The following is a 26342-nucleotide window of genomic DNA, read 5'->3' as shown; positions in this document are numbered from 1 at the left end:
CATTTTGCTGTATTATGTATCATTCATCAATCGGCACGAGCTTCGCATGAACCACAAACCTGGCATTATGAAAGCTGTAGGCACAGGTGGACAGGGTCACGATTCTGTCGTTTTCTGTCACGGCAACCGGTGTATGAATAGCTGATTTTTCCCGAATCTCCTGCAGCCAGTCCGCGTGCTCCTTCTCTGTCGCAAATTTCAGGGTATAAGCGGGAGAGTCATACGTCGTGGTATATGCGGAGAAGATTTCCAGCCTGTATTTTCCCTGTTTCGTTGCCAGGCAGAAGACCGGATGTTTTTCGTAATAGGACTGATCCGCGTACTTTACCAGGGAGGCGAACATCTTCCCGCTGTTCATGTGATGACCATAGATAATGGTATTGGGATCAGAAAAATCATCTCTATTTTTGCAGTCGATGAAAAGACAGCCGTTGGCATTTCGGCTTCCGTCTGCCAGATGATAGAGGTAATAGCTGTTATTCTCCGCCTGGGCGACCGGATAATTGATGACCGTATCCGGCAGATAAAGCCAGGCTCTGATATTTCCGCTGATCTCTCCCAAAGAATCAAAGTTAATATCCGGCATACTGTCCTCTCCTTCAGATGGCAGGTCTCCGGAAGTTTCGTCTGACTGTTCTGATTTTACAGGGTCTGCAGGTCTCTCTGATCCAACAGGGCCGGAGGAGTCCGGACTTTCACCCGGATCCCCCTTGTCTTCTGCCTGTTCGATCATCCGCTCATAGACATCATCTCCTCTCTTATATTCCATGGCCTGATCCGCGATCTTCCAGATAAAAAATGCCGCCGTGCCCAGGCAGATGACTGTCAGAAGCACAATGGCCGTGGTTTTCAGATGTTTCATCCGTTTTTCTTCTTTCGTCTGCGGATCTGGCTGCCTGCAAGGCCAGCGCCTGCAAGAAGCGTGCCTCCCGCAATGACTGCCCACAGGATCATATGCGAGTCATCTCCGGTCTTCGGACTGTCGGATGTCACCGTTGTTCCCTTCGGGGAATCGCTCTTTGGCGTATCGCCGGAAGGAGATGTCGGCTGCTCCGGTGTCTCCGGCTTTTCCCTGACGGTGATGGTCTGATCCTTATCCTTCAAATCCTTGTGCTCGGCAATGACCGCTCCGGTCTTCGCATCCGTCATTTCCTCAAAAACGACGACGCTGTGGCCTCCAAGATCCTTTGTGTTAAAGGTGAATTCCACATCGACAGTTCCTTCCGCCTTCTCCGCGGTGAACTCGGATTCTGCAGTGACGTCTTTGCCGTCCTTCTGAATTGCCTTGCCGGTTTCCTGATCCATCAGGGTCCCGGTTACATGATAGGTCTCACCAGCGGTCAGATTGCTGTAGGAGACGGTATCGATGATCGTGACATCGCTGTCCGCTTCAACTTCCTGATCATTGTCCGCTTTGTCCTTAGCCGTGGTGTGGATGCCTGGGAAATAAATAGTCTGTTCTTTATCTTCCAGATCTGCATGGACTGCGATCTCCTTATCCTCTGTCTTGACAGATTCAAAGGCAACGACAGTCTTTCCTGCAAGGCTGCTTCCATCAAAAGTAAAATGCAGTTCTACCGTCCCCTCGGATTTCTCAGGGGTAAATTCTGTCCTGGCCATGACCGTATCGCCATCGACAGTTACCGCCCTGCCGGTCTCCTTGTCCATCAGCGTGCCGGTGACGGTGTAAGTCTCTCCCGGAACCAGTCCCTTGTAGGAAACAAGGTCCGTCAGGGTAACTTTCTTTTCCGCAAGAGCCGTGTGATCCCCGGTCTTGTCATTGGCCGCGGTTGTCCCGATCTCTGGGAAGTGGACCGTCTGATCCTGATCCTCCAGATCCGCGTGCGTGGTCAGAAGCAGATCGCCATAATAGAGATCCTCGAACACAACGGTGGATTTTCCGGCCATAGAGGAAGCGTCAAAAGTGAATTTCACCTCTGCCGTGCCTTTGCTCTTCTTTGCCTTAAAGGTGGTCTCGGCCGTAACCTCCCTGCCATCTGCATCCTTCAGGACTTCACCGGTTGCCTGATCCATGAGCTTGCCTGCAAGCCTGTACTCCTGCCCCTTCTTCAGCCCCTCGTAGGATACGGTATCCACAATGGTCACTTCCTTCTCCGGCTTCGCGTAGTGTGTGCCGGAAGCCTCGTCAAGTGCAGTCGTTCCGATCTCGATGCGGTCATCCGTCAGCGTACCCATCTGAACGGTCACGCTGTCTCTGTGGATGCTGACTTCGATCTTCAGAAGATCCATGCCCTTGTTGGCCTCGCATCTCTGCTCCTCAATCACGTAGGTGTCGTAGGGCAGAGCCCCTTTGGAGTCATCGGGATCAGATGTACCGAACCAGATGCCGTCTGCAGAAGTCTTCCCGGCGTTCGTATTGGCCGTATGTTTTACCCAGGAAGATGCTGTGTTTACATAGCCGTTCTCATCCGTGACGATGGTGTGACTTTCGCCTGTGGCCTTTGAGGTGATGGTGAAGGGAACGCCTGCCAGTCTTGCCAGGTCTCCGTCGGATACCTTCACAAATTCCAGATCGCCGCGATAGACCTGCTCGGGAGCCGTGCTGGTGTTAACTGTTGCAATAGTCTCATTTCCGCCGTCTTCTGCCAGCTTCATCACAAAGGTCTCCTCATCAGCAAAATAGCCTTCCGGTGCCTTGGTCTCCTGAATGGTAATGGTGCCGATCGGCAGGCAGTTATTTCCCTTTGTATCAGTATAAAATGCGTCTCCGGATACCAGATGCTCTGCGTCAAGCTTTGCCTGCGCCTTGTCATCGGTCTTCAGGATCCAGGTCCGGACGGCTTCTTTTCCATCTGCTGCCGGATCTGTGTCACTGACTTCTTCGTAGTACTTTACGGTGAACTCGGCATCCGCAAGACTTGCAGCGCCCTGCGGCTCTGCCTTTCCGGTCTCCTTATCGGTCTTCTGCACAAGGATGTCCGTCAGATAATTCTGCGGAACTTCCTGCACCTCTACGGTGGATGTCTGATCATTCGTCACGGTCACGTTATGGCCTTCCATATCAATGGCATACCCTGCGGAAGCGTTCAGCTCCTTAACCGTGTAATCACCGATTCCAATTGCTTCAGACTTCGCATAACCGTTTTCATCGGTTACAAGGGTTGCCACCTGTCGCTCTCCCATAAAGACACCGTACTCGGCACCTTTCAGGGAATAATTTCCGTTTCCTTCACTGACATTCGGATTGGCAGTGGACTTCTTCAGCTCGATCCATCCGCTCTGGGGTACTTCGGTCACGTCCGCCTTCGCTCCGGCATCTGCGGTGACCGTTACGCCGTGCGCTTCCAGATCCAGCTTGTAGCCTTTCGATTTCTTCGACTCCTTCAGCATGTATTCGCCCAGCGGAAGATTCTCAGCTTTTGCGTAACCGTTCGCGTCCGTTACAAGGGTTGCGACAAGAACATCTCCCCGAAACAGTTGATACTCAGCGCCTTCCAGGGAATAATTCTCATTCTGGTCCGTGATCTTCGCGTCCGCCGTGGACTTCGTCATTTCCAGCCAGCCAAGAGACGGCTGCTCCGCAGATGTCACTTTGGTTCCCACGTCCGCACTTACTTCAACATCGTAGCCCGCCGTGTCGATCTGGTAACCGGCGGAAGGACTGATCTCCCTGACTGTGTAGTTTCCGGTTTTCAGCTGGCCGGATTTGGCATACCCGTTGTCATCTGTCACAAGCGTCTCCACCAGCGTATCCCCGGAATAGATGCCGTACTTTGCACCCCTGAGAGAATAGCTGCCGTTTCCATCCGTGACGGAGGGATCTGCGGATTTCTTGTTCAGTTCAATCCATCCATAGCGCTGGAACCATGTGCCGACCATGGCCTGCGCGCCGCCGTTTCCCGCTACGATAAAGGCCTTGAAATCATCAGACGGATCCGCCAGGCCCCGGATGGCATTGGCCACCTCGATCGCTTTGTTCTTATAGTTCTCGGGTGCGCCGTAAAAAGCATCTCCGGCTGTGGAATACCCGTCATTGATAAAGGATACGACCAGATGCCCGATGACGTAGGCATTGTCCTCACTCCAGTCCGAGAGGTAAGCGCCGTGGATCTGCTCATAACCGGGACCGCCCTGCAGATAATAGAGGGCCTTCCTGAGCGGCGAATCCGTTCCCAGGTATTCAAAGCTGTGCGTTCCTGCCATCGGTGTCTTCTTATAGGGCTCCGCACAATAGGCAATTCCTGTTCCTCCGTCGATCGACATCTTTGTTGTCGAATAATTGCCGTAAGGAATACTGTATCCTGGCTCAAATTCCACGGTGTTCCCTGCAGCGAATGCCTTCGCCGGCAGGACCGTAAAAAACGCTGCCGCACAAAGCAGCAGCGCCAGTACAAAACTCATGCTTCGTTTCAGTTTTACGCTCATTCACGCGCTCCCTTCTCCGGATCCTCCTCTGAAGACACATCCTCCTGATCCGGTTTCTGTCTGGTTTCCTCTTCTTCCTCTTCGAACGCAGGCTCCGCATCCGCCTCATCTTCGTTCTCATACTCCTCATCATCGTAGAACTCCAGATCGTCTTCGATGGAAGCTCCCTTCTTTTTAGGCCGGATCTTCAGGAAGTAATAGGCCCCGATCAGCACAAGGCCGATCACACCAAAGACTGCGCCCATAATCAGGTTATTATCCATGGCGCTGCGGACTTCGTTCTTTTTATTCTCTGTTTCCGCCTGATCCGTATCCGTCTCTGCAGAATCCGTCTTTACCGAAGGTGTCACAGCCTCCCCGGTTTCTTTCTCTGTGTCAGCCGTTTCCTCGATGGCCTTCTTTTCATCATCCGTCATAAGCGCCATCAGATCAGACTCATCCACCTGGTTCAGGAAATAGACGTTCTCCGCATTGCTGCTGTGGTCGATGACGATATAGAAGACGTGGCCGTCCTTACTGGTCACGGTCATGAAATCCAGATTTTCCTTGTCCTCTTCCTTCACGTTATCGACAAGGCTCATATTGCCGGAAGGAGTCAGTACGCCGTCATCGGATTCACTGTCCGAAGTCTGGGACGCAGTTCCGGTAACCCTTCCTTCCGCTTTGTTTTGATCCGATTCGACGGATGCTGCGGTGCTTTCCGCATCTGATTTAGCTGCGCTTTCCGTCGTGCTTTCAGTTGTATTTTTATCTGCACTTTCAGAAGATACACTCTGCGCGGTCTCATTCGTGCCTGCCGTATTCACGTCATCCGGCACATTCGCATAGGCGCTCATACTGCTTCCCGCAAGCAGCGCCACAGAAAGAGCAAGTGCTGCTCCTCCCAGTTTCAGTTTCTTAGAGATCATGCTGCGTCCCTCCTCTTGTCCCTTCTGTTTCCGGCTCGCTGCCGGACCGGTTTCTGTTCTGTACATCACGGAGCACATCCATAATGTCTGTGCCTTTCCCCTGCATGGCGCGGATCCGGGCGATGATTTCTTCATCCTCCAGCTGACGTTCCTTTGCCCGGAGCGTTTTTACATACTCCTCCGCTTCTCTGGCCCTGGCCTCCGCCTTGCGGATGTCCTCACGGACCTTTGCAATTTTCCGATTCAACTTTCTTCCTCCTTCAAAAAAGCAGCCGCATCTCTGCTAAAAAACGCCCTCCCTGTATCAGGGAAGACGTCCAAAGCAGTAGAAATGCTGCTGCCAGTAACTGGTTTCAATGGATGCGTATTGGATAGGATTTCCGCAGTGGATCATCATACCGTTTCCGACATAAATGCCCACATGGCTGGCTCCGGCCGTATCGTAGGTTCCCTGGAAAAAGATCAGATCACCTGGTTTTGCCTCAGATGGCGGTACATAGGTGCAGGCATTCCGCAGCCCCTCAGCAGTCAGCCTTCCGTAATTCCATCCGTTTCCGCTGTGATTGATGACCCAAGATACAAATCCCGAGCAGTCAAAACTGGTGGACGGGCTTGCGCCGCCCCAGACATAAGGATATCCAAGGTACTTTTCAGCCTCGGTGATCATCCTTTTAAAGCGCTCATCGCTCAGTGCCTCCGGCGGAATCTCATAGGACATGCCATCCGGAATCTGAAGTGCTGCCACATCAAACAGGTCCTGACGGTTGCCGTAGGTGGCATTGTAGAGCTCATACTGCTGAATCTGATCCTCGTTCATTCTTGCCCGTAAGATCTGATCCAGGCTGTTTCCTGTCATCACGGTACTTAAGCGCCGGATCTTCCGGGTCGTGGTCACTTCCACGGTTTTGGATGAATTATCATCGGCCAGATACGCTTCCCAGGTCTGATGCCCATGGGCTGATGCGGCGGCATGGCTGTCATAATAAACATCAAACTGCACGCCATATCTGGCAAACGCGCCGGTATCCTCTACCGTGTATTCCACACCGTTCATGATGACCTTCGTCCCCATGGGTACAAACGGGTTGGATGCGTCCACCGCGATTGTATGGTTTGCCGTCGGATATACCCCGCTGGCGGTCGGTCCGCCGGACCATACGCCGCAGCAGATCGGGCAGTTGCAGTAACCGCTTGTCACCACAGAACCCAGGGATTCACCGACACCGACTTCCTTTGTCTCCGTTACCGTCGCCTTCTCACCGGTAATATTGAGTCCGTACTGTTCCCGGAAGATTTCTTCCACCTCGTCCTTTACCTGGTCATAGGTAAAGGCGCCATACTTCGTTGTAAAATACGAGATCAGCTGGTATGGATTGTGATAGATTTCATCGATCTGATACCGGTACTCGTCATAACCGGGATAGGCTGTCTCAATGCCATCAATCTGCCTCTGCAGAGCAGCTTCCAGCTCCTTGTAGTGCGCTTCCACCGCCAGCATTTCATCATCGGCCGCCAGATAGGTCGTCTCCACGATGGCATCTCCGGCCACAGAAATCATGGATCCCATAGTGGCAACGGTGGATGCGATAAGCACCGCTCCCAATCCCAGGCAGATCAATACGGCCAGGACCCCTTTGTGGCGTTTGCCAAAACTCTTTACGCTGTTTTTTAACCTGGCTGTCAGTGAGGATCCGACTGAGGAAGTGGATCCAGAAGCAGCCTTAACCGAAGCCGCCCCTTCTGCCCTTGCCGCCCACCAACCGGCAGCATAACCTCTCTTCCGGCGTTTCTTCTGCTGGCTCTTCACAAAGTTTTTTGTCTCTGCTTTTGCATCCTCCGGCATGCGGTCAAACAGGAGACGATGTGTCTTTTGTACTTCTGATTTTTCCAGCCGGTATGCGCTCTGTCTGCTGTTTTTGTAGCCGTGACCGGCTGCTCCATTAAATCTGCCCGCCGTTTTTTCCGTAACCTTCTCAGCGGAGGCGGCAGCCTGAAGTGCTGTGTTGTCATCCTCATTGCTTTCCATGCGCTGGCGGATCTGACCGGATACTGCAGCCGCTCCGGCAGATACACTTCCCGTTCCGACTGGCATCTTCAGCTTCTGTTCATCACCAAAAGCCAGCCTGGATTTCTTTCTTTTTCCTGCCTCCTCATACAGGCGTTTCTTATTCCGCTTCTTTCGTTTTGCAGCAGCATGCCTTACCGGATCCTCATCTTCCAAACTCCGGCTTCTGACGGACTGCTCCTGAATCGGGCCGCTATTTCCGGCTTCCTGCGCGGAATGCGCATCGGCATTTTCTTCCAGCTGAGCAGAAGCTTCTGCCGGATCTTTCTCTGCTCCCTTTGATGCCGGCTCCTTCACTGTATCCGCGTCACGGATCCTCTGTGCTCTTCGTTTCTTCCTCGCACGGTCCACGGAAGCAGCTTCGATGATTTCTTCTCTTTCCGTTTCCTTTTTCAGGACCGCGTCCTCGATGCGTCCGGATACTCTGCGGGTGCTCCTATCGGCAAGGTTCTGCTCTACCATGCCATCTCTGGTCATCTTCTGAACAACCTTTTCCCTTGCCGCCAGCTTCTGATCATCATGCATGGCTCATCACCTCCCTTCTGATGTGCAGTGCTTATCCCAGCGCAATGATTTCTGCGTCATCCCAGCGTTTGAAGACCTCTTCCGAAAGGACCTCGCCTCTCTTTACGGCTTCTTCCGCATCTGCCTTCCGGATCGGAATTCCTGCAACGCCGGAGCGTAAGAGCGCGACCATGTAGTCAAGTGCGTCTGTCAGCTGCAGCATATCATCCTGCATGGTCCCCAGCGTGCCGGTTGTCATCAGGACCAGTTCTCCGGGAAGATTGAAGTTATCCATGAAATATGTTTCGCTGTTGCCATGGCGGCCACCGTCATGACATTCTTCCGGATCGGGTTCCTGATTCGTCTTTTCTTCTGCCATATCATCAAAATCCAGCACCGTATGTAAAATGGATTCCACTGCCTTTTTATCATTCTCGCAGACCTGATCCGCATGTTCTCGTAAGTAGAGGTACGGCTTGTGCTGTTTCTTTAGGCGGCTCTCCTCCTCATACAGTTCGATCAGTCCCAGATGCATTTCTGCCAGTCTGGTCATGCTGACCACGAGCTGTTTCAGCCTGGGTTCCGGCACCATAATCATGGCCGGCATCTTCGCAGCTTCTCTGTTCCTTTCCTTATTCAATTCCCTGTCCTCCTTCCGTCTCGTTCGGTTTTGTTGTCATGATGCGGTACAGTGTGGTATCTTTCGGGAAATGATCCTTGAACGGAATGATCGTATTCCCGTAAAAAAGAAGTCCTTCCCCTTCGTTGCTGTTTGTCACGAACGAAAGCTGGTGAGGACTGATGTTGAGCTGTTTAGCCAGGATCTGGCGGTCGCCGCCTGCCTGGTTCAGCATATAAATAAAATCGGAGTTCTCAAAAATGTTCTCGATCTCCCGGGAGGCCAGAAGGTCCTTGACGTTCTGGGTGATACCCGTCGGAATGCCTCCCCACTTGCGGAACCGCTTCCAGATCTCTACGGAATAGGCTGCTGTCTGCTCATCCTTTAAGAGCAGATGAAACTCGTCCATATAGTACCGGGTGGCCTTATGTTCCGCGCGGTTGATGGTGACGCGGTTCCAGACCTGGTCCTGCACAACCAGCATGCCGATTTTCTTCAGCTGCTTGCCAAGCTTCCTGATATCAAAGCAGACCAGACGGTTGCTGATGTCCACATTGGTCCGGTGGTTAAAAACGTTCAAGGATCCTTTGACGTAGATCTCAAGGGCAGTAGCAATCCGCCTCGCCTCCTTTTCCGCCTGATCCAGGATGCACGTATACAGGTCCTCCATGACCGGCATGTTGGCCGGATCCGGATGCTCCAGATAATCCCGGTAGACCAGACGGACACAGCGGTCAATGATGGTCTTCTCCACCGGCTCAAGGCCGGTCTTGCTGCCCACGATCAGCTCACAGAGCGACAGAATAAAATCCGCTTTCAGGCTGATCGGGTTTTCATCCTCGGAATAATTGAGGTTGATGTCCATAGGATTCACATACTGCTTACTGTTGGGCGAGATATGGATGACCTGTCCCTGCAGCATATGGACGAGCGGCGAGTACTCCCCCTCCGGATCACAGATCACGATGTCATCATTGGTGATCAGGAAGGCATTGGTCATCTCCCGCTTGGCGGAAAAGGACTTGCCGGAGCCCGGCGTCCCGAGAATCAGGCCGTTGGGGTTTTTCAGCTGCTTTCTGTCCGCCATGATCATGTTGTTGCTGATGGCGTTAATGCCGTAATACAGGGCTTCTCCTCCCTGAAAGAGTTCTTCTGTAGTAAAAGGTACAAAGATCGCAGTCGCGGAGGTTGTCAGGCCTCTCTGGATATCGATCTGGTTGACGCCGATGGGCAGGCTGCTCATGAGTCCCTGTTCCTGCTGGTAATCAAGACGTTTCAGCGCGCAATTGTATTTCTGCGCAATGCCGGCAGTCTGAAAAATAATGTTATCCAGCTTCTGCTTCGTTTTCTCTGTGTTCAGGATCAGTACCGTCACAAGGAATAGCCGCTCATTTCTGCTCTGCAGATCTTCCAGAAGCCTCTTGGCCTCTTCCCCGTAAGTAACCAGATCCGACGGCAGCACATCCATGTCGTAACCGGAACGGACTGCCTTCTTCTGCTCCTCGATCTTCATTTTGTCCAGATCGGTGATTTTTCCCTTGATCTGGCGGATGGCCTTCGCCTGGTTGATACTCTGTACATGCAGGTTGACGATCAGGGAATTATCCATATCAAGAAAGTCCGCCAGCATCTTGTCCGAGAGCTCCGGCGCCAGAATCTGCAGGAAGGATACCGCTCCGATGGTTCTGCCCATACGAAAATAGCGGGCATCCCGAAAGTCAAAGCTCGTCGGCGCAATGAAATCCTTCGTGCCAAGGCCGGTCTCTGCCACCATGTCATAGTTAAAAAGAAAGGGATCATGGCTTTCCTCATTCATGGCCTGATAGAGGACTTTCAGTCTCTCATACCCGGAAAGCGGTCTGGCCGCCACACCCATGGCCTTCAGATTATTCATGATGTCCGTCTCGATCCGCTCCAGCTTCGGCTTGGCACTTCTGACACTGTCCGCCTCGATGCCGAAGGTCACATATTTCCTTCGAATGAGACCGTTATTGCCCCTGGCCAGCTGCGTCTTTAAGATTCCGGCATATTCCTTTCTGACCGGATCAAAGGCATCTCCCGCCAGCGGAATATCGATGGCCTCTGTCATCTCCGCCACGTTGGCATACTGGCTCATGCAGGTGATCTGCAGAGAGATGCTGGAATCAAAGTAGTTATAAAAATCACACCAGTACTCAAAGGCAGCTGTCTTGTCCTCGTTCTGCGCCAGCTGATAGTTGATGTCTCCAAAGGCAATGGACTTGGTGTAATGCCTGTCATCCACACGGCAGATCCCATCACGGAACATTTCCTGATAGGCAATAGAATCCTGCGCGCTGTGCGGCACCTTCCGCGCCTTCTTTTCCTTCAGCTTCTGCTTTACCAGTCTTTTTTTCTGTTCGCCGGACAGGATAGACCCCGTCTCCTGTTTATTTCTTACGTGTGTTTTCGCGTCTGCTCCTGCCGGACGCTTTCCTGCCGGCTTTGCGGCTTTCTTTTTCGCCAATCCCCAGTACCTCCTTCTCGTAAATTTCCTCCTGGACCTTTTTGTAGAAGTTGTCCGTCTGATATGTCCGGATGCCCGGACGCTGCACGCTCTGGCGGAACATCATCATCAGGATCTTCTCCAAGGGTCTTCCGTCCTTCTCATACATGGCAAACAGAAAGAACGGAAGGACCAGGACAACCATCAGCGATGCTGCCATGGTGGAGCCCAGCATCCGCCTGGTCAGCAGGTAAAAGGGCGCCCCCACTGCTCCTGCCAGAGCAAAGCAGATCAGCTGCCGCTTTGTCAGGTTGAACATGACCTTGTTTTTGACTTTTGTCAGATCCTTCGGGACCTGTACGTATGCCATGGTTTTCACTTCCTTTCTCCCATCAGTGCGCGTTAAAAATCAACTTGCTGATGGATCCTGTTTTAAAGAGGGCAAAACACAGGATGACCGTATAGGCGGCAATGGAAAACAGCGCCGAATGAATATCAGCTGCAACCGTCATTGCCTGCACCAGCACGCAGTAAATGCCCACGATCACCATGATAAAAAATCCCTGGAACCCCAGAGCGATCAGCCCTCTTGCATAGTTGTTTCCGATCTGTCCCCACTCCCGGTTCGTCATGGTCGCGAACGGGACAGGTGCGACAGATGAGTACAAATAAATTTCAATCATTCGTCCGTATAGGACGACGGTGATGAGTACCGATATAATCTTCATACACAGCGAGATAAGCCCCGTCTCCAGGGCCAATGCCAGCAGTTCCCCGAGTTCCATCGTCTCCATCTGCGTCTGAAATTCCGCGATGGTTGTTGTGATATCGATCGCCGTTTCCGCTCCGATCACCCCCGCGGCCGCATTGACCAGGTGCTGCCCGACGTCAAAGACCGCCATGACAATATCGAAGGTGTGGGTCACAAGATAGACCGCAACAAAGGCCTTGAAAAACCACTTGAAAAACATCCAGGTGTCTACATCGTGGAGATTGTTGCGGTCCGTGATCATCGTAATCAGCTCGTAACAGAGCACAAACGTAATAATGAGACCGGCGATCGGAACCATCACGGTATCGGAGAGGGAATGGATCATGTCGAAAATGCTCCCGTTCCAGCTCTGCGGCGTCTGGCCGACCTGTGATGCGATCGATCCGGTCTTTTCATTGACATCGGTGAACATGGTAGTCAGATTGCTCGATACAAAGTTCATCAGAAGATCGCGGATGGCCTCCTCGATCTTGTCGAATAAATCAAACAATCACTGCTCCTCCTGTTCTCTTTCGTACCGGCAGTCCGTAAGGTGACGGCTTCCCCTTCCTTCAACTGAACAGTCCGGAAAGCAGAGGAACCAGAGTCGTTCCGATCAGGGCGACGCCGCCTCCTGCCATCAGTTGTTTCATTCCCTGGCTCTTCGCGCCGGATAGCGATAGGTAATCCCTTGAAATTATCACAGGATTTTCCCCCGCTCCACACCGTGCGTGCGGCTTTCGCCGCACACGGCGTTCCATCGAATTCAGTAGTTTTGGGACCTGAAGCACACAACTTACACACTTCGTTACAGCATTTCATTCAAAGAATAATGGGTGGCATTTCTGCCAATGCACGAAGCTTATTAAGTTTTACAAGTTGCTTTTGTTCAAGATTAAGGAATTTCAGGAGTCTCTCGACTGTTGGGTCTTGTGTTGCATGGATTATGGTATGCACATCCTTCTTAATCAAAATCAGGTTGGCATATTCATCGGTTCCACCTTTGCTGACAGGAAGTTTATGGTGACAGTGGATGTCATGAGGAGCCATTGGCTCCCCAGTGACAGCACATTTGCCGTACTGCGCCGCATACAGTGAAATCCTGTTATCCGCATACTCTATAGATCGACCCCGGACAGGATTACGCATCACCCAAAGCATTGTTTCTGTGTCAATTTGAAGATTCTTATGAATCAACTCACGACCTTCCACCGTATACTTTTTGACCGCCTTGCGTTTGTGCTGGGCGTTCTTGGGCTGTGCAAATCCCACCGGAACCACAGGCCGCTTGTGAAGAAATCTCAGCTGTCTGCTTTCTCCATATTTCCGCTTGATAAACCCATCCTTGAGATATCCTGTTTTGGACAGATCGCCTTTCAGCCTGTTTCTGAGCTGTTTGTTAATACTGAAGGCAAGCTTTCCGAAGTCATGAGATACTTCTGTAGCAATACAGTAGTATTCGTGAAGTCCTGCAACGACAGAATTGTATTTCTGTAACTGCATGAACTGTGCTTCTTCTGACGAATGAGCCAGCTTCTTCACTTCTTCGGATAACTTTTCATGCGCCTTTTTGTACGCCTTATCGCTCATATGAGACCGAATGACATATTTCCTGCCCTTTTTACGAACTTTCAGCTTGAATCCGAGAAATTCAGAATACTGCCGTTTCAGGTTCACGACCTTGGACTTATCAGGACTGATATCCAGCCCCAGTCTGTCCTTCAGCCATAATTCTGTAGCTTTATAGGCTCTGACGGCATCCTCGTGAGAGGAACAGAAGATTTTGAAATCATCTGCGTATCTGACCGCGTGCATTTCTTTCAGTCTGCTTCTGCGCAAAGCTCTGTAAGAATGGCTCTTGATCTTTGTGCCACTCGCATTTTCTCTTATCTTGAATTCTGTTTTGGTCGGCATTTCTTCCCATTGGGAAGCAACCCACCAGTCCAGTTCATTCAATACGATATTTGCAAGTAGCGGTGACAGGATTCCGCCCTGTGGTGTTCCCTTGGTCGGATAGACCTTTTCACCGTTTGGCATAATGACCGGCGCTTTCAGCATTTCCTTAATGATGCATATCAGCTTTTTGTCACGGATTCCCAATGCCCAAATCTGACGAATCAGTTTTGTATGGTTGATGTTGTCGAAGAATCCTTTGATGTCAAGATCAACGACATGATACAGGTGCTGTACCTGCACCAGCCGCATACACTGTGCAATCGCTGTTTCAGCTGAGCGATTCGGGCGGAACCCGTTTGAATTCTCACTGAATTTTGCTTCACAGATCGGCTCCATGACCTGTAGAACGCACTGTTGGACAATGCGGTCTATGATCGTGGGGATTCCCAGCGGTCTCATCTTTCCATTGGGCTTTGGTATCTCCACACGCCTTACGGGGCGCGGGTGATAGTTGCTGAATTGATTTCGTATCCGGCGGACGTATTCTTCCTCACTTAATTTCATGAGGCTTTTTATCGTCCGCTTATCCACACCAGCCGTATTACTTCCTGTATTCTTTTTGATCGTCCGATAAGCCAGCTTGATGTTTTCCTCGCTCTCAATGATTTCCATCAGATGATTGAAGGTTTTTCCATTTTTGCTTTCGGCATACAGACGGTCAAAGGTTGACTCCATGTCGTAATACTCTGAATTGCGGATTTTTCTCTGTTTACTTTTCCTTTCTTGCTGCTCCGAAGTGGGCACAGGCATCCTCTCCTTCCGGTTTGGATTTTCTTTGTCATACTCGAAGCTGTGTTTGTTGTGTATTTTATGATTTTTACTGAATTCGACTTGTGGCCGTCCCTCCACCGCTTACTTGTTCACGGCTTCATAGGTACCATGCCACTGCTCTCACTGGAATAAAGAATGGTTATTGCCCTCTCGCGAAGGTATTCCCATCCACCACTTCATCGGTCTGCAACAGCCTCCATGTTCCCAGCTTTCCACGTTCCGATATTCCTATCATTGGATACCTTTAGGTCTTTCCTCTAAGCCTGTATCCGGTCATGCATAACCGCACCGCCTGTAACGATGCATGGACTTTCATAACAACCAGTCTTACTTATCCACGGATACCACCGTAAAAGGTGTACTGCCTTTCGACAGTATCAACGTTTAGACTCGTACATTCAGAAATTCGTCAGATATCTCTATCATCCTGACCATGGGTAACCGAACCCCGGCATATAGGCAGCACCATCCACCGCTGGACAGCTTTCGTGTATCGTCTGAAAACCATACTTACGACTGCTCTCTGCCGACTTCACCGAGCTCTATAACATCTTTTGGGGAAACCTGTTGCATGGTTTCCTGCCATTCGGAGTATTAGGTAGGCGCTTCAGGGCGTTACTCCCTCATTTCACCAATCGGAATATCAGTTCTCCAAAGTTTTCGGGTCAGTGCCCTTCGACTTTGTGCGCAAGCTTTTCACTTACGAACGTGTCGCACGATTATCGTTGCCATACCCCTCCATCAGGTTGATAACACCCCAGATGCCGAGACCGGCACCGAGTGCGACAACGAGAGTCTGCAGTACATTTACTGCGCTGCTGAAAAATGCCATAATGTTTTCCTCCTTCTTTTTACTCGTCTTTTAGTTCTTCCTCTGTCAGCTCCACCTCAAAGGGTTCCACCCGGTCCGATTCTTTCACCACGAGCCGGTGCTTCATGTACCGCTCGATATCAAAAGCCAGACGCTTGTCACTATCCGAGAGCTGCTTGTACCTCCTGTGTTTTGTGATGTCATACTTGTCGCTCAAGAAAGGACGGACGCCCCTCAGCTGCAGGATGCATTTGCCGCCATCCATGACCGCCAGTTCGTCCCTGCTCATCAGGTCCTTTCCGGTCTTCTGGTAATTGATTCCGTAGCTTCTGCTGGTGCCTCTGGTATCTGAGGTGTTGTACATATCGATGGTTTCTTTGCCCAGCATCTCCGACATTTCTTTGAGCGTGGTCGTCTCTTTTCCTCCCAGAAAAATAGTGCTGTCGCAGTTGCCGAGAATGGTATCCGCACTGTCCTTGTAGATCGCCTTCAGCTGAGACTGGGACTGGAGAATGATCGCCGCCGAAATCTCCCGGCTTCGGATCGTGGCAATCAGCTTGTCAAACTTAGGAATCTGCCCGATATTGGCAAATTCGTCCAAAAGACATCGCACATGCACCGGCAGCCTGCCGCCGTAGCGGTCATCCGCCCTGTCGCAGAGCAGATTGAACAGCTGGGTGTACATGATGCTGACCACAAAATTGAACGTGTCATCCGTGTCGCTGATAATGACAAAAAGAGCCGTCTTTCGGTCTCCCAAAAGATCCAGCTCCAGCTCGTCATAACGCATCAGTTCCCGCAGCTCTTTGATGTCAAAAGGCGCCAGTCTGGCACCGCAGGAAATAAGGATCGATTTGGCCGTTTTTCCCGCCGCAAGCTTGTATTTCTTGTACTGCCTGACCGCGAAATGACCCGGCTCTCTCTCCTCCAGTTCCTCAAACATCAGGTCCACCGCATTTTTAAAAGTTTCATCGTCCTCTCTGGCTTCGGAAGCATTGATCATCTCCAGAAGCGTGGAAAAATTCTTTTCCTCGTCAGGCGCTTCATACCAGATATAGCCGATCAGAGCCTGGTAATAGAGTTTCTCCGCCTATAGTGATAGGTAATCCTTTGAGGTTATCGCCGGATTTTCCCCCACTTCACACCGGACGTGCGACTTTCACCGCATCCGGCGTTCCATCGATTGTTTTCACAAGCATTTAATCAATCTCCAAATGAAATACTATTATTCTATTGCGGACAAACCAGCCCGCTCACGCAGACTGTTCACTTTTAACATCAGTTCCTTTGTTGTTTTGAGAGTATTAGCTATCGCTTTCAGCTCATTCATCGGGCGTCTTTGCAGAAGCGGAAGGAATCTCCGGTGGAACAAAATCATGTTTTGATAGCGTTCCTTGCCGCCAAATTCTGCCGGAGTTTTCAGCCAGCATACGATGTCAGCCGCATTTTCAAAGAGTTCTCCACTTAGTGCACATTTTCCACGTTGAGCAGAGAATAATGAAATCCTGCTGTCTGTGAGTTCTGTGCTTCGACCCATAGACGATTGATTTCTCAAACCTGCCAGAACAAATGAGTTCAGGCTTAGGTTTGTGTGTATCAATGTCCGTCCGTCGGCCGTGTAACTGCATACCGCTGTTTTCTTTGCCATCGGTATCTTGTTCTTGATATATGCGATAGGGTAGATAGGTTGGTCGATTCCTGATACATATCGCACCATTGCCGACTTACCGAACCGCTCCTTTTCGCTCTCGGTCATTGCACCGCCTTCTCGAACAAGTTTGCACCCGGTTTCTGTATTGAGCCGGTTGGTTAAAACTGTCATGACCTGCCTGTGGATTTTTCTGCAATCAATACTGATACAGGTAGCGAGCTGAAAATAATTCTGTATTCCCAGAACCATTGAATTGAACAGCCTTATCTCGTCTAAAGGTCTTTTTCCTTTGGACGGTCTGGCAATCCGCTTCGCTTGTTCCACCAGCTTCTGCCTTTCCAGTTCCAACTTTTTGTCACAGATATGAGATTGCACAGCGTACCTACCGCTTTTTGGTCTGACCCGTATCTTGAATCCGAGAAACTCTGAATAGCGCTTTCTGACATTGACTATCCTTGTTTTCTCTGGCGATACTTCAAGCCTTAGCCTCTCAGTTATCCACGCTGTTACAGCTTCTTTTGTTCTCAAAGCGTCCTCTTTATTCCGACAGAAGATTCTGAAGTCATCTGCATATCTCACGATGTACATTTCTTTCAGTCCCGTTTTCCTCATTTTGAGAAATGCCTTGCTCCGGTCAAAAGTAATCGAGTTTCTGATTTTCCTCTCATACCCGTATTCCTTTACAAGAGGGTGGTTCTGCCATTGGCTCTCTACCCAGTTATCCAGTTCATTCAGCACGATATTCGCAAGTAGCGGTGAAATGATACCACCTTGCGGTGTGCCTTTGTCTGGAATGAGGGTAGTGCCGTCTGGCATTCTAATCGGTGCTTTCAGAATCCGCTTGATAATAAAAATCAACTGTTTGTCGTGTATTCCCAAAGCCCATATCTGCCGCACCAGCTTACTGTGATTTACATTATCGAAAAAGCCCTTTATATCAAACTCAATCACATAATGCAGATTCATTCGCTGGAGCATGGTATAGGTTCTCTGCATGGCGTGTTCTACGGAGCGGTTAGGGCGAAAGCCGTAGCTGTTGTCGCTGAATTTCGCTTCGCAGATAGGCTCCATGACCTGCTTGATACATTGCTGTACCAGCCTGTCCCAGATACAGGGAATACCCAACGGGCGGGTCTTGCCGTTTGGCTTCGGAATGTCTTTACGCCTGACCGGTTTGGGTCGGTATCCATGCTGACTTCCTGTGACAATAAACCTCACTTTCTCCACAACTGTTTCGGGCGGTAAACACCCGATGTCACTGATGTTTCTGTTGTCTGTTCCTGCTGTGTAGCTTCCTCCGTTTGCTTTGATGTTCCGATATGCCAGTAGAATGTTATCCCGGCTTAGGATTATATCCATAAGGTCGGTAAAGTTGTCTCCGTCCAGACTTCGGCGATAGAGTTCATCAAAAACTGGCTGCATACCGTAATACTCGGCGTGCCGTAAATCGTCTACACATAGATTTTTGCTTTTCTTTGGCATAAGGCATCACCTCCTTTTACGAAAGTGACCCTTTTGGTCTTACTCGAATCCTTATGTTGGATTGAATAATGCCTGTTTATCTCAACCGACTTGTGGCCATTCCTCCGTAGCTCACATAACGCAAGCACATCATAGGTTCGACCACTGCTTTTCAGCAGCAGTTCGTCTGCTTATTGTTCTTCGTCAGACTATTCCTTGCGGAATCTGCTGCCTTTCCTCGTTCCGATAGTTCTATCTGTACATACATACCCTTAGGTTCCTGCTATAGACCTGTCGGCTTGCCTGTGCCTATAACACAGCATGGTCGTTCGTAGGGCAAATTTCTACTGAACCACACCGACTGCGCTTTAACGCACCCACGCATTTCTGCGTGGTCTTCTTTTAGACCTGTACATTCGCAGGTTCGTCAGTCCGCCCGCCAAAGCGAACATTCTAACCATAGGTATCTTATAGACCCTCGGCCTATAGGTAACACAGTCTGCCGCCAGACCGATTTCGACCACTTTTGGCAGTGGTTACGGTTACTCTCAGCCTTTGTCATGGGGCTTCGTACAAAAGCCATTACAGCTAATGCACGCCCATCAAGGGTAGGCGTTTCAGGGCGTTACCCCGTCATTCCACCTATCAAACTATCAGTTCTCCGAACAACGGAAAACCGTTGCCCGTGCGCAGACTTTTTACCGCCTGCGAACGAGTCGCACTCACCCAGAAATCTTCGCCGGACTTGTCTCCCTCGCCTTTGGTATTGGCGATGATGGTGTTTACCAGCTTCAGGATGTCCTTCTCGGAGCGGATGTACATGAACGGGTTATAATGACTGGACTTTTTGAAATTAATCGTATTCAGCGAACGGATCTCGTAGCCGGCATGCTCCAGCATCCTTCCCGTCTCAACCAGAAGCGTTCCCTTGGGATCCGTGACCACAAAGCTGACCGGGTAATCCCTGCTGTAACACTGCATGAGGTTGGGCTTGACGAAGAACCTCGTCTTGCCCGATCCCGAGCCGCCGATCACTACAATATTCTTGTTTCTCGCGTACTTAGGGTTCTTCGGCCGACTGCTCATGGTCAGGCTCTCCGTCTGGGTCAGGATGATGTTGTTTTCCGGATCCGGATCCATAAACGGCTTAATATCCGCCGCATTTCCCCATCGGGCAGAACCGTATTCCATACCCTGCCGGTACTTCTTTGCATTTTTGCTGCGGTAACAGACAATCCCCCGCACAATCAGCGCCCCTGTAATGCCTGCCAGCACATCCAGCGGATGAAAGCTCGGAAGCTTCCCGACGAACGCCTCGCCGAAGTGCAGAAATGCATAAACCATCTTTTCCCCGGCCCTGTCACCCTCTGCAATCCGGAAGAGCCAGCCGATCTTATCGGCCAGATACCAGACAAAGATGTAGGGCAGGCACATAATCAGGTGTTTCTTTTTGTCTCCTTTCATCGTTCCTGCCCCCGATCCCGTTCCCTGGTCTTTTCTCTCTGTCTCTGATTGACCTTCTGCCGGTACAGATACAATTTCTTCATCACCGAAGGTTTCTTCTGCTTCAGGACTGTCCTTGCGGAATATTCCTTAAAGGCAGCCGTCATGACATCCACATCCCTGGCTTTAAAGAAGACCAGATACCTCGGTTTCTCTGCGGCCTTATCCTTTTTCAGCGCAAAATCGATGTTGTACTTTCTGGCCGTCTTCTCAAAATCCCTGATATTGCGGTCCGTCACCTCGATATTGGTGAGTCTGGCGTTATGCCGCATCAGATCTTTCATGGTCTGTCGGCCTTCCGGCAGACGCTCCGCATTTTTCTCTGCGATCTGCTTCTGTTTTTCCAGATGCTGCAGATACTTCCGTATGGCAGCTCTCAGCATGGACGCCGTCAGATGAAGTCCTTTCTTGCCGGTATTGATGACCAGAACAACCGTTTTTTCATTGACCTCGTCCTGCATCGCATCCCTCCTTCCCTAAGCCAAAGAAAGCAGGGAGCGCAGCTGATGCCGTTTTCCCTGCTTTGGTTAATTGCCTCCATACAGATCATGGTTGACGAGAGCCCCGTAGTAATTGCTGATTGTCACCGGTGCATTGTAGAGCGTGGTCAGAAGGTACTGCCGGATGTTCCGGATCTTTGTCGTATTCTCCTTCATGCAGGCCATGACAAAGCGGATATGCTCGCAGTCCAGCTTCAAAAGCTGTGATTTCACCACCTGCGCCGGTTTCTTATCACCGCCCACCACGAGGAAGGGCTTCGTTGAACATACGGTGTCGACCAGGATCTCCACGATCTCATCAATGTCCTCCTTGCGGAGTCCATCCGTGATCAGAGCGTCGTAGGAGATATTCTCCCTGATCAGATCTCTGTATGCCTTTCTTTCCTTTCCCATCTCATCGGCGGTTTCTTGCGCCGCTTCCTGATAAGAATGGAATGGATACTTATTCTTATTCGTATTTGATCTGTCTGTATTTGCTTTCTCAGTATTTATTTGTACAGGACTTTCCGAACACGGTCCGTCCGTACACGGAGAAGCCGTATACGGTTTTACCGTGACCGGATTTTCCGTACACGGTGAATCCTGACACGGAGCTCTCGGTTCCTCGTAAATGGTATATTCGGTCTCGCCCATGCGCCCCCGCTCGCCACGAAGCTGCCTTCTGGTCAGATATCCTGCCGCTTCCAGCTCTTTTAATCCGGAACTGATGCCGTCCGGACTTTCCTTTGATATCTTCGCCAGGCCCCGGATGCTGTAATGCCAGTCATCCGGAAGGCTCAGCAGCAATGACAGGAGTCCCTTTGCCTTCAGCGATAAGTTCTGATCTCTCAGGTGAACATTCGACATGACCGTATAATTTCTGTTCTTCTCAACGCGGAATACAGCCAATATGCATCACCTCCTTTCACCGCCTGCCGCTATTATTGCTCTGTACTGTGTCTTCATTACCTCAGCCCTCCTTACTCCAAATATTTATCCCGGAATGTTGTCATGCCCTTCATGTGAGGGCATTCTATCTGAACACAGTACCTGTACTTCCAGTCAGGCCTGTGATTCTGGCATCCGTAGCAGAATGCATCGTCCTTCAGCTCCCTGCCGCCAGGCGTCTGGCACATCAAAAACCGGTAAACGGCAAGGCAATCATCCTCCCTGCTCATTTACCGGCCTCCTTATTGCCGTGCATGATCTCTTTCATGCAATAGCCAATGCAGGGGTTCACACGTCCATAGGAACATCCGTCGCACCTGCTCTTCTTTTTGTGTTTCTCAGGGGGAAGAATGTAATAACAGTTCTTCTCTCCCAGCTCACATCCGCCACTCAGGCTGCCCCACCAGTAACAGTAGCGGCAGTCTTTCGGCTTGTCCTCCGCATATCTCACGGAAGGATTATTCTGCTTCTTTTCCATCCTTTTTCTCCATCTCCCTCAGTTTTTCTTCCATCCAGATGTCTTCTTTTTTCCCGGCAGCGCACATCGCCCACAGGATAAATGCGTTGAAGACAAAGACAGCCGCTAAAATTCCAACGATGTATTTCATTTCCCATACCCGCTTTCTAAATTCCTTGTCTGCAGTTATTTCCTTCCGGCCAGTGGTGTGGACAAAGGCCATCCGGATTTTTGCTTTAACAGCAAAAGGATATGGCGGAACCTTTTGATGATTCCGCCACATAGTTTTCACTGTTAATGTGTAAACTTCATGCGTTGTTCTGTCCTATTTGCCGCTCGCACCCCGGACGGATCGGGAACACTCAGAACATAGGGCGTTACCCCTCCCCGCCTTCTTTCCGACCGGGCCGCGAATTACGGAAGTATCATTATGCTGCACAGGTTAATCTCCTCTCATCACGAGACCATCATCGCGATCGGATCCGCTGATCCGTTTCACATCTCCGTTTATCGCTCCCCGGAACAATCCGGATCATGGCGGCGGAATGCATGTCGCTCTTCCTGTGCGGAACTTCTGAGTGCTGAACTGTTCAGTTATCAAAGATCAGCGGGAAGCAGTATCGCTTCTCACTAACTTGATGTGGACGGGTGGCGCTCAGGTCGCGGAAACTTTTTTTATTTTTTAAAAGATCTTTCTATGGAAAATGCCCCGGATCCGGGGAAAGAATGGTAAAAAAATAACCGGCCACTTATGTGACCGGCTTTACGTTGTGTGAAGTCGTTTCAAATATCATGTCAATCACAAAGCCCTCCTTCTGGTCAGGCTTCGCATGGACAGACAACCCCAGCTGCTTGGCTCGGAGCATATATACGACGGTATTCAATTCTTTTACTCCCAGAAGAGGTCATCAAGGGTCTTATCCAGTGCATGACATATAGCAATACAGAGCTTTATTGTCGGATTGTAATCACCTTTTTCGATTGCATTTATTGTCTGACGGGAAACACCGCAGATATCTGCCAGCTCCTGCTGTGACAAATCCTTAGCCGCTCTCGCCGATTTTAGTCTCAGGTTTTTCATAACAGCACCCCTTATCCTGCTCATTCTCTGCATTTACTATCGATAAACTGTTTTGCAATGAGCATGATGAAAAAGACTATAAAGAAACCTGCTATCACAATCGGCAGGCCGCCAACAAATGTGACATAGCCGTTTGAGATGACCTGGCCGTGCGATATTTTATCAATCGACTGCAGAAGAAAAACAACGAGAAGGATGATCCAGCATATTATAGACACCGCTGATTTCTTCTGCTTCGTACCCCAGTAAGAATCATGAAATATTGTGTAACCTGCCAGCACAAGCCCTGAAATTAATAACACCGTCGTCATCACAAGCTGAGGGCTGATATTAATCTCTGTTCCTGCTGATAAAATGATGTAAAGGATTGACAGAAGTCCGAACGTCAGATAAGCATATTTATACCCGTAACCACGGATTGATTCCTGACGCTCATCATACCTAGGGCTTTGTTTCTTCTTTCTGTCACGAGTCGCAATAAGGAAAACAATGAGAAGTGCAGCCAAAAAGCCGATTATCATTCCTATAGAATAACTGTCCATAATATGTTGCCTCCTGTAAAAAGCTTAAGTTTGATATCAATTACATATTGTAAAATATACCTTACACTTACAAGATAGCACGCATGTTACTTTTTGTCAATTATATTTGTCATTATTCCGGGGAACAACTGATAGCCGGATGCAGAACAAAGAAGCCAGCTTTTCATGCAGTTAATAGTGCGGCCACCGTTCCAATTGCTCCTCCAAGAAGAGCCGTCAGACCTTTAAGCGCTAGGACCACGACCAGGCTCAGTCCCATGAAGATGGCAAACGCAATAGCCTGCGGCCACATTCCGAAGAGTGCAGCTAAAATCACGGCAAAGATCATCAGCGCCCAGAACAATCCATGGATCACTCCGTAGATTCCGCCGATAACAGCAACCGCAATACTCAGAATAAAAAGTACAATCAGTACTGGGATCAGGAGAAGCTTCCCAATTATCTTTAACAGAAACATTCGCTTGCCTCCTTTCGTTCACTCAGATTCAGTCATCCGATGATCTCTGGTCTTTCATATTTTTCATCATGCTTACTATCTGCTTCTGCTCGTCTGTAGTAAGTTCTGCAAACATTCTGGAATAAGACATGAGACGCTGCACCTGTGGATTCGATTCTTCCATCCCATACAACAGATATTCGGATGTCACATGATACAGTTCCGCAAAACGAATGATTTCCTCTGCGGTCACCGTTCGTTTCCCGGACTCAATGGCGCTGAGAGTTGGTCTTGACATCTCCATCTTTTCTGCTGCATCAGCCTGGAACATCCCTGCATTTTTTCGCGCTTCCCGCAATCTTGATCCGATCAACTGATCCATAATCTCCTCCATGGCAGTATTTCTGACTTCAATCTTAGTATATCACAGCAAAATAGCAATGTCAGCATTTCCGACTTCAAAGACAAAAAATAGGGCAGGGATCAGCTTATATCCTCTGTCCTATTGCACGTTATCAGATTCTGATTTTCTTATTCAGTCGAGCATCATACAGCCGCAGATCCTCGTCTTTATAAACATTAAAAACGACCTTCTTTACTGTCGTATCCGGGTGCTGATCCAGCCACCCTCTTACCGTCTTAACAGCTATCTCGCAGGCCTTGTCCTGAGGGAACATGAATACACCGGTGGAGATGCAGCAAAAGGCAATCGACTCACATTGATTATCTGATGCCATCTGAAGACTTGCTCTGTAACACTCGGCCAACTGATCTTGATGCTCCTGTGTCAGGAATGGATATACAATTGGTCCTACAATGTGAATGACGTTCTTAGCAGGCAGATTATATCCCGGTGTAATCATCGGAACAGCTGTCGGCTGTACATAGTCCGGTCCATGTAGTTTACGCAGTTCCTCCATCTGGCGATGACACTCACAGCGCATTTGAACACCCGCGAAGCTGTGAAAGTTGTTATCCACGCAGGTGTGTCCAATTTTCCAACAGCCTTCCATTTGGTTATTGGCAGCGTTAACCGCCGCATCTACCTCAATAGTTGTAATGTCTCCCTGCCATACGTAGAGCCTGGAATCTATTCTTGAAGGTTGTAGGGTCTCAATCCTTGTGATTCCTTTATCCTTCGCAATCTGTGTAAGAACTTCATCCTGAATCTTAAGGAACTCCTCAGATGCCGGGTATGGTGGTCTTACATTAAATAATGCTCTCAGTAATTCCCATCTTGATGCCGCATCCTCCGGGATACTGTACTTGGCATACTCCGGCATTTCATTCTGAAGTACTTGTATCAGATATTTGATTTTTTCTTGCTGCGTCATCTATATCCACTCCTTTCTGAAGAGCATAAGTCTTTAAGGCTATGTAAGATGCCCTTCCGGGTATGACTTTTTTGTGTTCCCAATAACCTATGATACTGACACTTACTGACAGAGCTTCGGCCAGAGCCTTTTGGCTGAGTCCAAGTTCTTTTCTGAGCATCATTATTATATTCCAATATGCTGAGCTGCAGAAGATTTCAAAGTTATCTTCGCATAGATCCGGATTCTCATTTAACTTACGGATAGTAAGCTTTTTCCTTCTTGCCAGCATCTCTATTGTTCGGAAATACTTAAGTTCCGGTGTACACAAGCCATTCTCCCATTTAGATACAGCCACATCACAGCATCCGATCAACCGGCTGAATTCTCTCTGCGTCATATCATACGCCATGCGGATACTCTTCATCTTTCTTCCGCAATCTCTGGCGATGAAATTCTCAAAGTCACTTGTATATCGATCAGGATTTTTATTCAGGCTATCCAGATTGATTTTTTTATCTGCTGCCAGTTTTTTGATTGTCCCGAAGTATCTTCTCAGCGGCTTTGAGCATTCAAGTTCCCAATGTGTAAGGGTCTGTTCCTCACATCCAAGAATCGTAGCAAAATCTGACGGAATCATACCATAACACAGGCGGATCCGTCGAAGCTTCTTTCCCCAATCCTGTGCGACGAATCTCTCGTACTCGTCTACATATTTTTCCTGGTTCTCAACCTGCTGTATAATATCGATTCCATGCTCTGATGCATATTGCTTGAGCAGTTCATACATTTCCCTTGCAGGATGATGATTATCAAATTCAGATTCCCAGATACTCACTGTAGATCGCAGAACTCCCATCTTATCTGCTAACTGCTCTTGCGTAAGTCCCATGGCATGTCGTATAGATGCTATACGCTTTCCATATCCCGGTCCGCAGAAATTCGAATACTCATCCAGGAACTCCTTTGGATCGACGCTTAAAGCTTCTCCAAGCTTATGAGCATCCTCATACTGGATGTCATTAAAACCGGATTCCAAATTAATAATTCCGAAAGATGTCATTCCAAGACGTGATCCCAGCTCTTCATAACTAAGACCACTGACCATTCGATAATACCTTAACTTCTCCTGGGGAGTAGCATTTTCATCAGGATCCGGCATCCGAGTCGCAAAATTGATTAAACTAAGGCCACTTCTCTGTATGATGCCTGTGTGATTCAGCCAAGTGCAGCATT

Annotated in this window: 22 protein-coding genes and 4 pseudogenes; all 26 read right to left on the bottom strand. The window is 49.6% G+C overall.

Features of this window, described 5'->3' with window-relative positions; genetic code table 11:
• Window positions 1-19 precede the first annotated feature (19 nt).
• Entirely contained in the window at window positions 20-862 is an 843-nt protein-coding gene (gene srtB, locus ISF27_RS11675) for a class B sortase (RefSeq protein WP_194611666.1), read from the bottom strand.
• Window positions 859-4362, bottom strand: a complete 3504-nt coding sequence (locus ISF27_RS11670) for a VaFE repeat-containing surface-anchored protein (RefSeq protein ID WP_194611665.1) — start codon at window positions 4360-4362, stop codon at window positions 859-861. Before ISF27_RS11670 ends, srtB begins: the two co-directional genes overlap by 4 nt.
• Before the next feature lie 20 nt (window positions 4363-4382).
• The gene (locus ISF27_RS11665) at window positions 4383-5294 is read right to left on the bottom strand and encodes a DUF4366 domain-containing protein (protein ID WP_194611664.1); all 912 of its coding nucleotides are present in this window, start codon (window positions 5292-5294) and stop codon (window positions 4383-4385) included.
• Window positions 5284-5541 (bottom strand): DUF4315 family protein, encoded by a 258-nt coding sequence (locus ISF27_RS11660; RefSeq protein ID WP_194611663.1) that lies wholly within the window; start codon window positions 5539-5541, stop codon window positions 5284-5286. Before ISF27_RS11660 ends, ISF27_RS11665 begins: the two co-directional genes overlap by 11 nt.
• Window positions 5542-5598: 57 nt before the next feature.
• Complete coding sequence (locus ISF27_RS11655; RefSeq protein ID WP_235986381.1) at window positions 5599-7884, bottom strand: C40 family peptidase; 2286 nt, start codon at window positions 7882-7884, stop codon at window positions 5599-5601.
• A gap of 31 nt (window positions 7885-7915) precedes the next feature.
• Window positions 7916-8503: a hypothetical protein gene (locus ISF27_RS11650; protein WP_194611662.1), complete on the bottom strand. Its 588-nt coding sequence runs from the start codon at window positions 8501-8503 to the stop codon at window positions 7916-7918.
• Window positions 8496-10847, bottom strand: coding sequence for a VirB4-like conjugal transfer ATPase, CD1110 family (locus tag ISF27_RS11645; protein WP_235986383.1), 2352 nt, complete (start codon window positions 10845-10847; stop codon window positions 8496-8498). Before ISF27_RS11645 ends, ISF27_RS11650 begins: the two co-directional genes overlap by 8 nt.
• Window positions 10848-10890: 43 nt before the next feature.
• Window positions 10891-11316 carry a PrgI family protein gene (locus ISF27_RS11640; RefSeq protein WP_194611660.1) on the bottom strand — a complete coding sequence of 142 codons (426 nt, stop codon included), beginning with the start codon at window positions 11314-11316 and terminating at the stop codon, window positions 10891-10893.
• A gap of 22 nt (window positions 11317-11338) precedes the next feature.
• The gene (locus tag ISF27_RS11635; RefSeq protein ID WP_194611659.1) at window positions 11339-12208 is read right to left on the bottom strand and encodes a VirB6/TrbL-like conjugal transfer protein, CD1112 family; all 870 of its coding nucleotides are present in this window, start codon (window positions 12206-12208) and stop codon (window positions 11339-11341) included.
• A 61-nt stretch (window positions 12209-12269) separates the two neighbouring features.
• Window positions 12270-12368 (bottom strand): annotated as a pseudogene (locus ISF27_RS11630) (Maff2 family mobile element protein); the annotation flags it as partial.
• A 151-nt stretch (window positions 12369-12519) separates the two neighbouring features.
• Entirely contained in the window at window positions 12520-14403 is a 1884-nt protein-coding gene (gene ltrA, locus ISF27_RS11625; protein ID WP_194611658.1) for a group II intron reverse transcriptase/maturase, read from the bottom strand.
• Window positions 14404-15127: 724 nt separating this feature from the next.
• Window positions 15128-15256: pseudogene (locus ISF27_RS11620) on the bottom strand (Maff2 family mobile element protein); the annotation flags it as partial.
• Between the two features lie 19 nt (window positions 15257-15275).
• A pseudogene (locus tag ISF27_RS11615) lies at window positions 15276-16325 on the bottom strand (VirD4-like conjugal transfer protein, CD1115 family); the annotation flags it as partial.
• A 135-nt stretch (window positions 16326-16460) separates the two neighbouring features.
• Window positions 16461-18368: a group II intron reverse transcriptase/maturase gene (gene ltrA / locus ISF27_RS11610; protein WP_194611656.1), complete on the bottom strand. Its 1908-nt coding sequence runs from the start codon at window positions 18366-18368 to the stop codon at window positions 16461-16463.
• Between the two features lie 690 nt (window positions 18369-19058).
• Window positions 19059-19811, bottom strand: a pseudogene (locus ISF27_RS11605) (type IV secretory system conjugative DNA transfer family protein); the annotation flags it as partial.
• Window positions 19808-20311, bottom strand: coding sequence for a PcfB family protein (locus ISF27_RS11600; RefSeq protein WP_194611654.1), 504 nt, complete (start codon window positions 20309-20311; stop codon window positions 19808-19810). The gene ISF27_RS11600 and the pseudogene ISF27_RS11605, both read right to left, overlap by 4 nt.
• Before the next feature lie 66 nt (window positions 20312-20377).
• A complete protein-coding gene (locus ISF27_RS11595; protein ID WP_194611653.1) occupies window positions 20378-21238 on the bottom strand; it encodes a DUF6017 domain-containing protein in 861 nt (286 codons plus the stop codon).
• A 71-nt stretch (window positions 21239-21309) separates the two neighbouring features.
• Complete coding sequence (locus ISF27_RS11590; RefSeq protein ID WP_194611652.1) at window positions 21310-21507, bottom strand: hypothetical protein; 198 nt, start codon at window positions 21505-21507, stop codon at window positions 21310-21312.
• Entirely contained in the window at window positions 21504-21755 is a 252-nt protein-coding gene (locus ISF27_RS11585) for a hypothetical protein (RefSeq protein ID WP_194611651.1), read from the bottom strand. The genes ISF27_RS11590 and ISF27_RS11585 overlap by 4 nt, the downstream gene beginning before the upstream one ends.
• Complete coding sequence (locus tag ISF27_RS11580) at window positions 21736-22026, bottom strand: hypothetical protein (protein ID WP_194611650.1); 291 nt, start codon at window positions 22024-22026, stop codon at window positions 21736-21738. The genes ISF27_RS11585 and ISF27_RS11580 overlap by 20 nt, the downstream gene beginning before the upstream one ends.
• Before the next feature lie 597 nt (window positions 22027-22623).
• Complete coding sequence (locus ISF27_RS11575; RefSeq protein WP_194611699.1) at window positions 22624-22815, bottom strand: helix-turn-helix transcriptional regulator; 192 nt, start codon at window positions 22813-22815, stop codon at window positions 22624-22626.
• A 20-nt stretch (window positions 22816-22835) separates the two neighbouring features.
• Window positions 22836-23357, bottom strand: a complete 522-nt coding sequence (locus tag ISF27_RS11570) for a DUF6442 family protein (RefSeq protein ID WP_194611649.1) — start codon at window positions 23355-23357, stop codon at window positions 22836-22838.
• Window positions 23358-23520: 163 nt separating this feature from the next.
• On the bottom strand, window positions 23521-23814 hold the full coding sequence (locus ISF27_RS11565) for a hypothetical protein (protein WP_194611648.1): 294 nt from the start codon (window positions 23812-23814) through the stop codon (window positions 23521-23523).
• A gap of 28 nt (window positions 23815-23842) precedes the next feature.
• Window positions 23843-24175, bottom strand: a complete 333-nt coding sequence (locus ISF27_RS11560) for a helix-turn-helix domain-containing protein (RefSeq protein ID WP_194611647.1) — start codon at window positions 24173-24175, stop codon at window positions 23843-23845.
• A 133-nt stretch (window positions 24176-24308) separates the two neighbouring features.
• A complete protein-coding gene (locus ISF27_RS11555; protein ID WP_194611646.1) occupies window positions 24309-25127 on the bottom strand; it encodes a protein-ADP-ribose hydrolase in 819 nt (272 codons plus the stop codon).
• Window positions 25078-26342: helix-turn-helix domain-containing protein (locus tag ISF27_RS11550; RefSeq protein ID WP_207727446.1), on the bottom strand; the 1265-nt coding region annotated here is incomplete at its 5' end. The genes ISF27_RS11550 and ISF27_RS11555, both read right to left, overlap by 50 nt.

Source organism: Clostridium vitabionis, assembly GCF_015351765.1.
In the GTDB taxonomy this organism is placed as follows: domain Bacteria; phylum Bacillota; class Clostridia; order Lachnospirales; family Lachnospiraceae; genus Clostridium_R; species Clostridium_R vitabionis.
The sequence above is the reverse complement of the archived record's forward strand: the minus strand, read 5'-3'. Positions and strand labels throughout refer to the sequence as shown.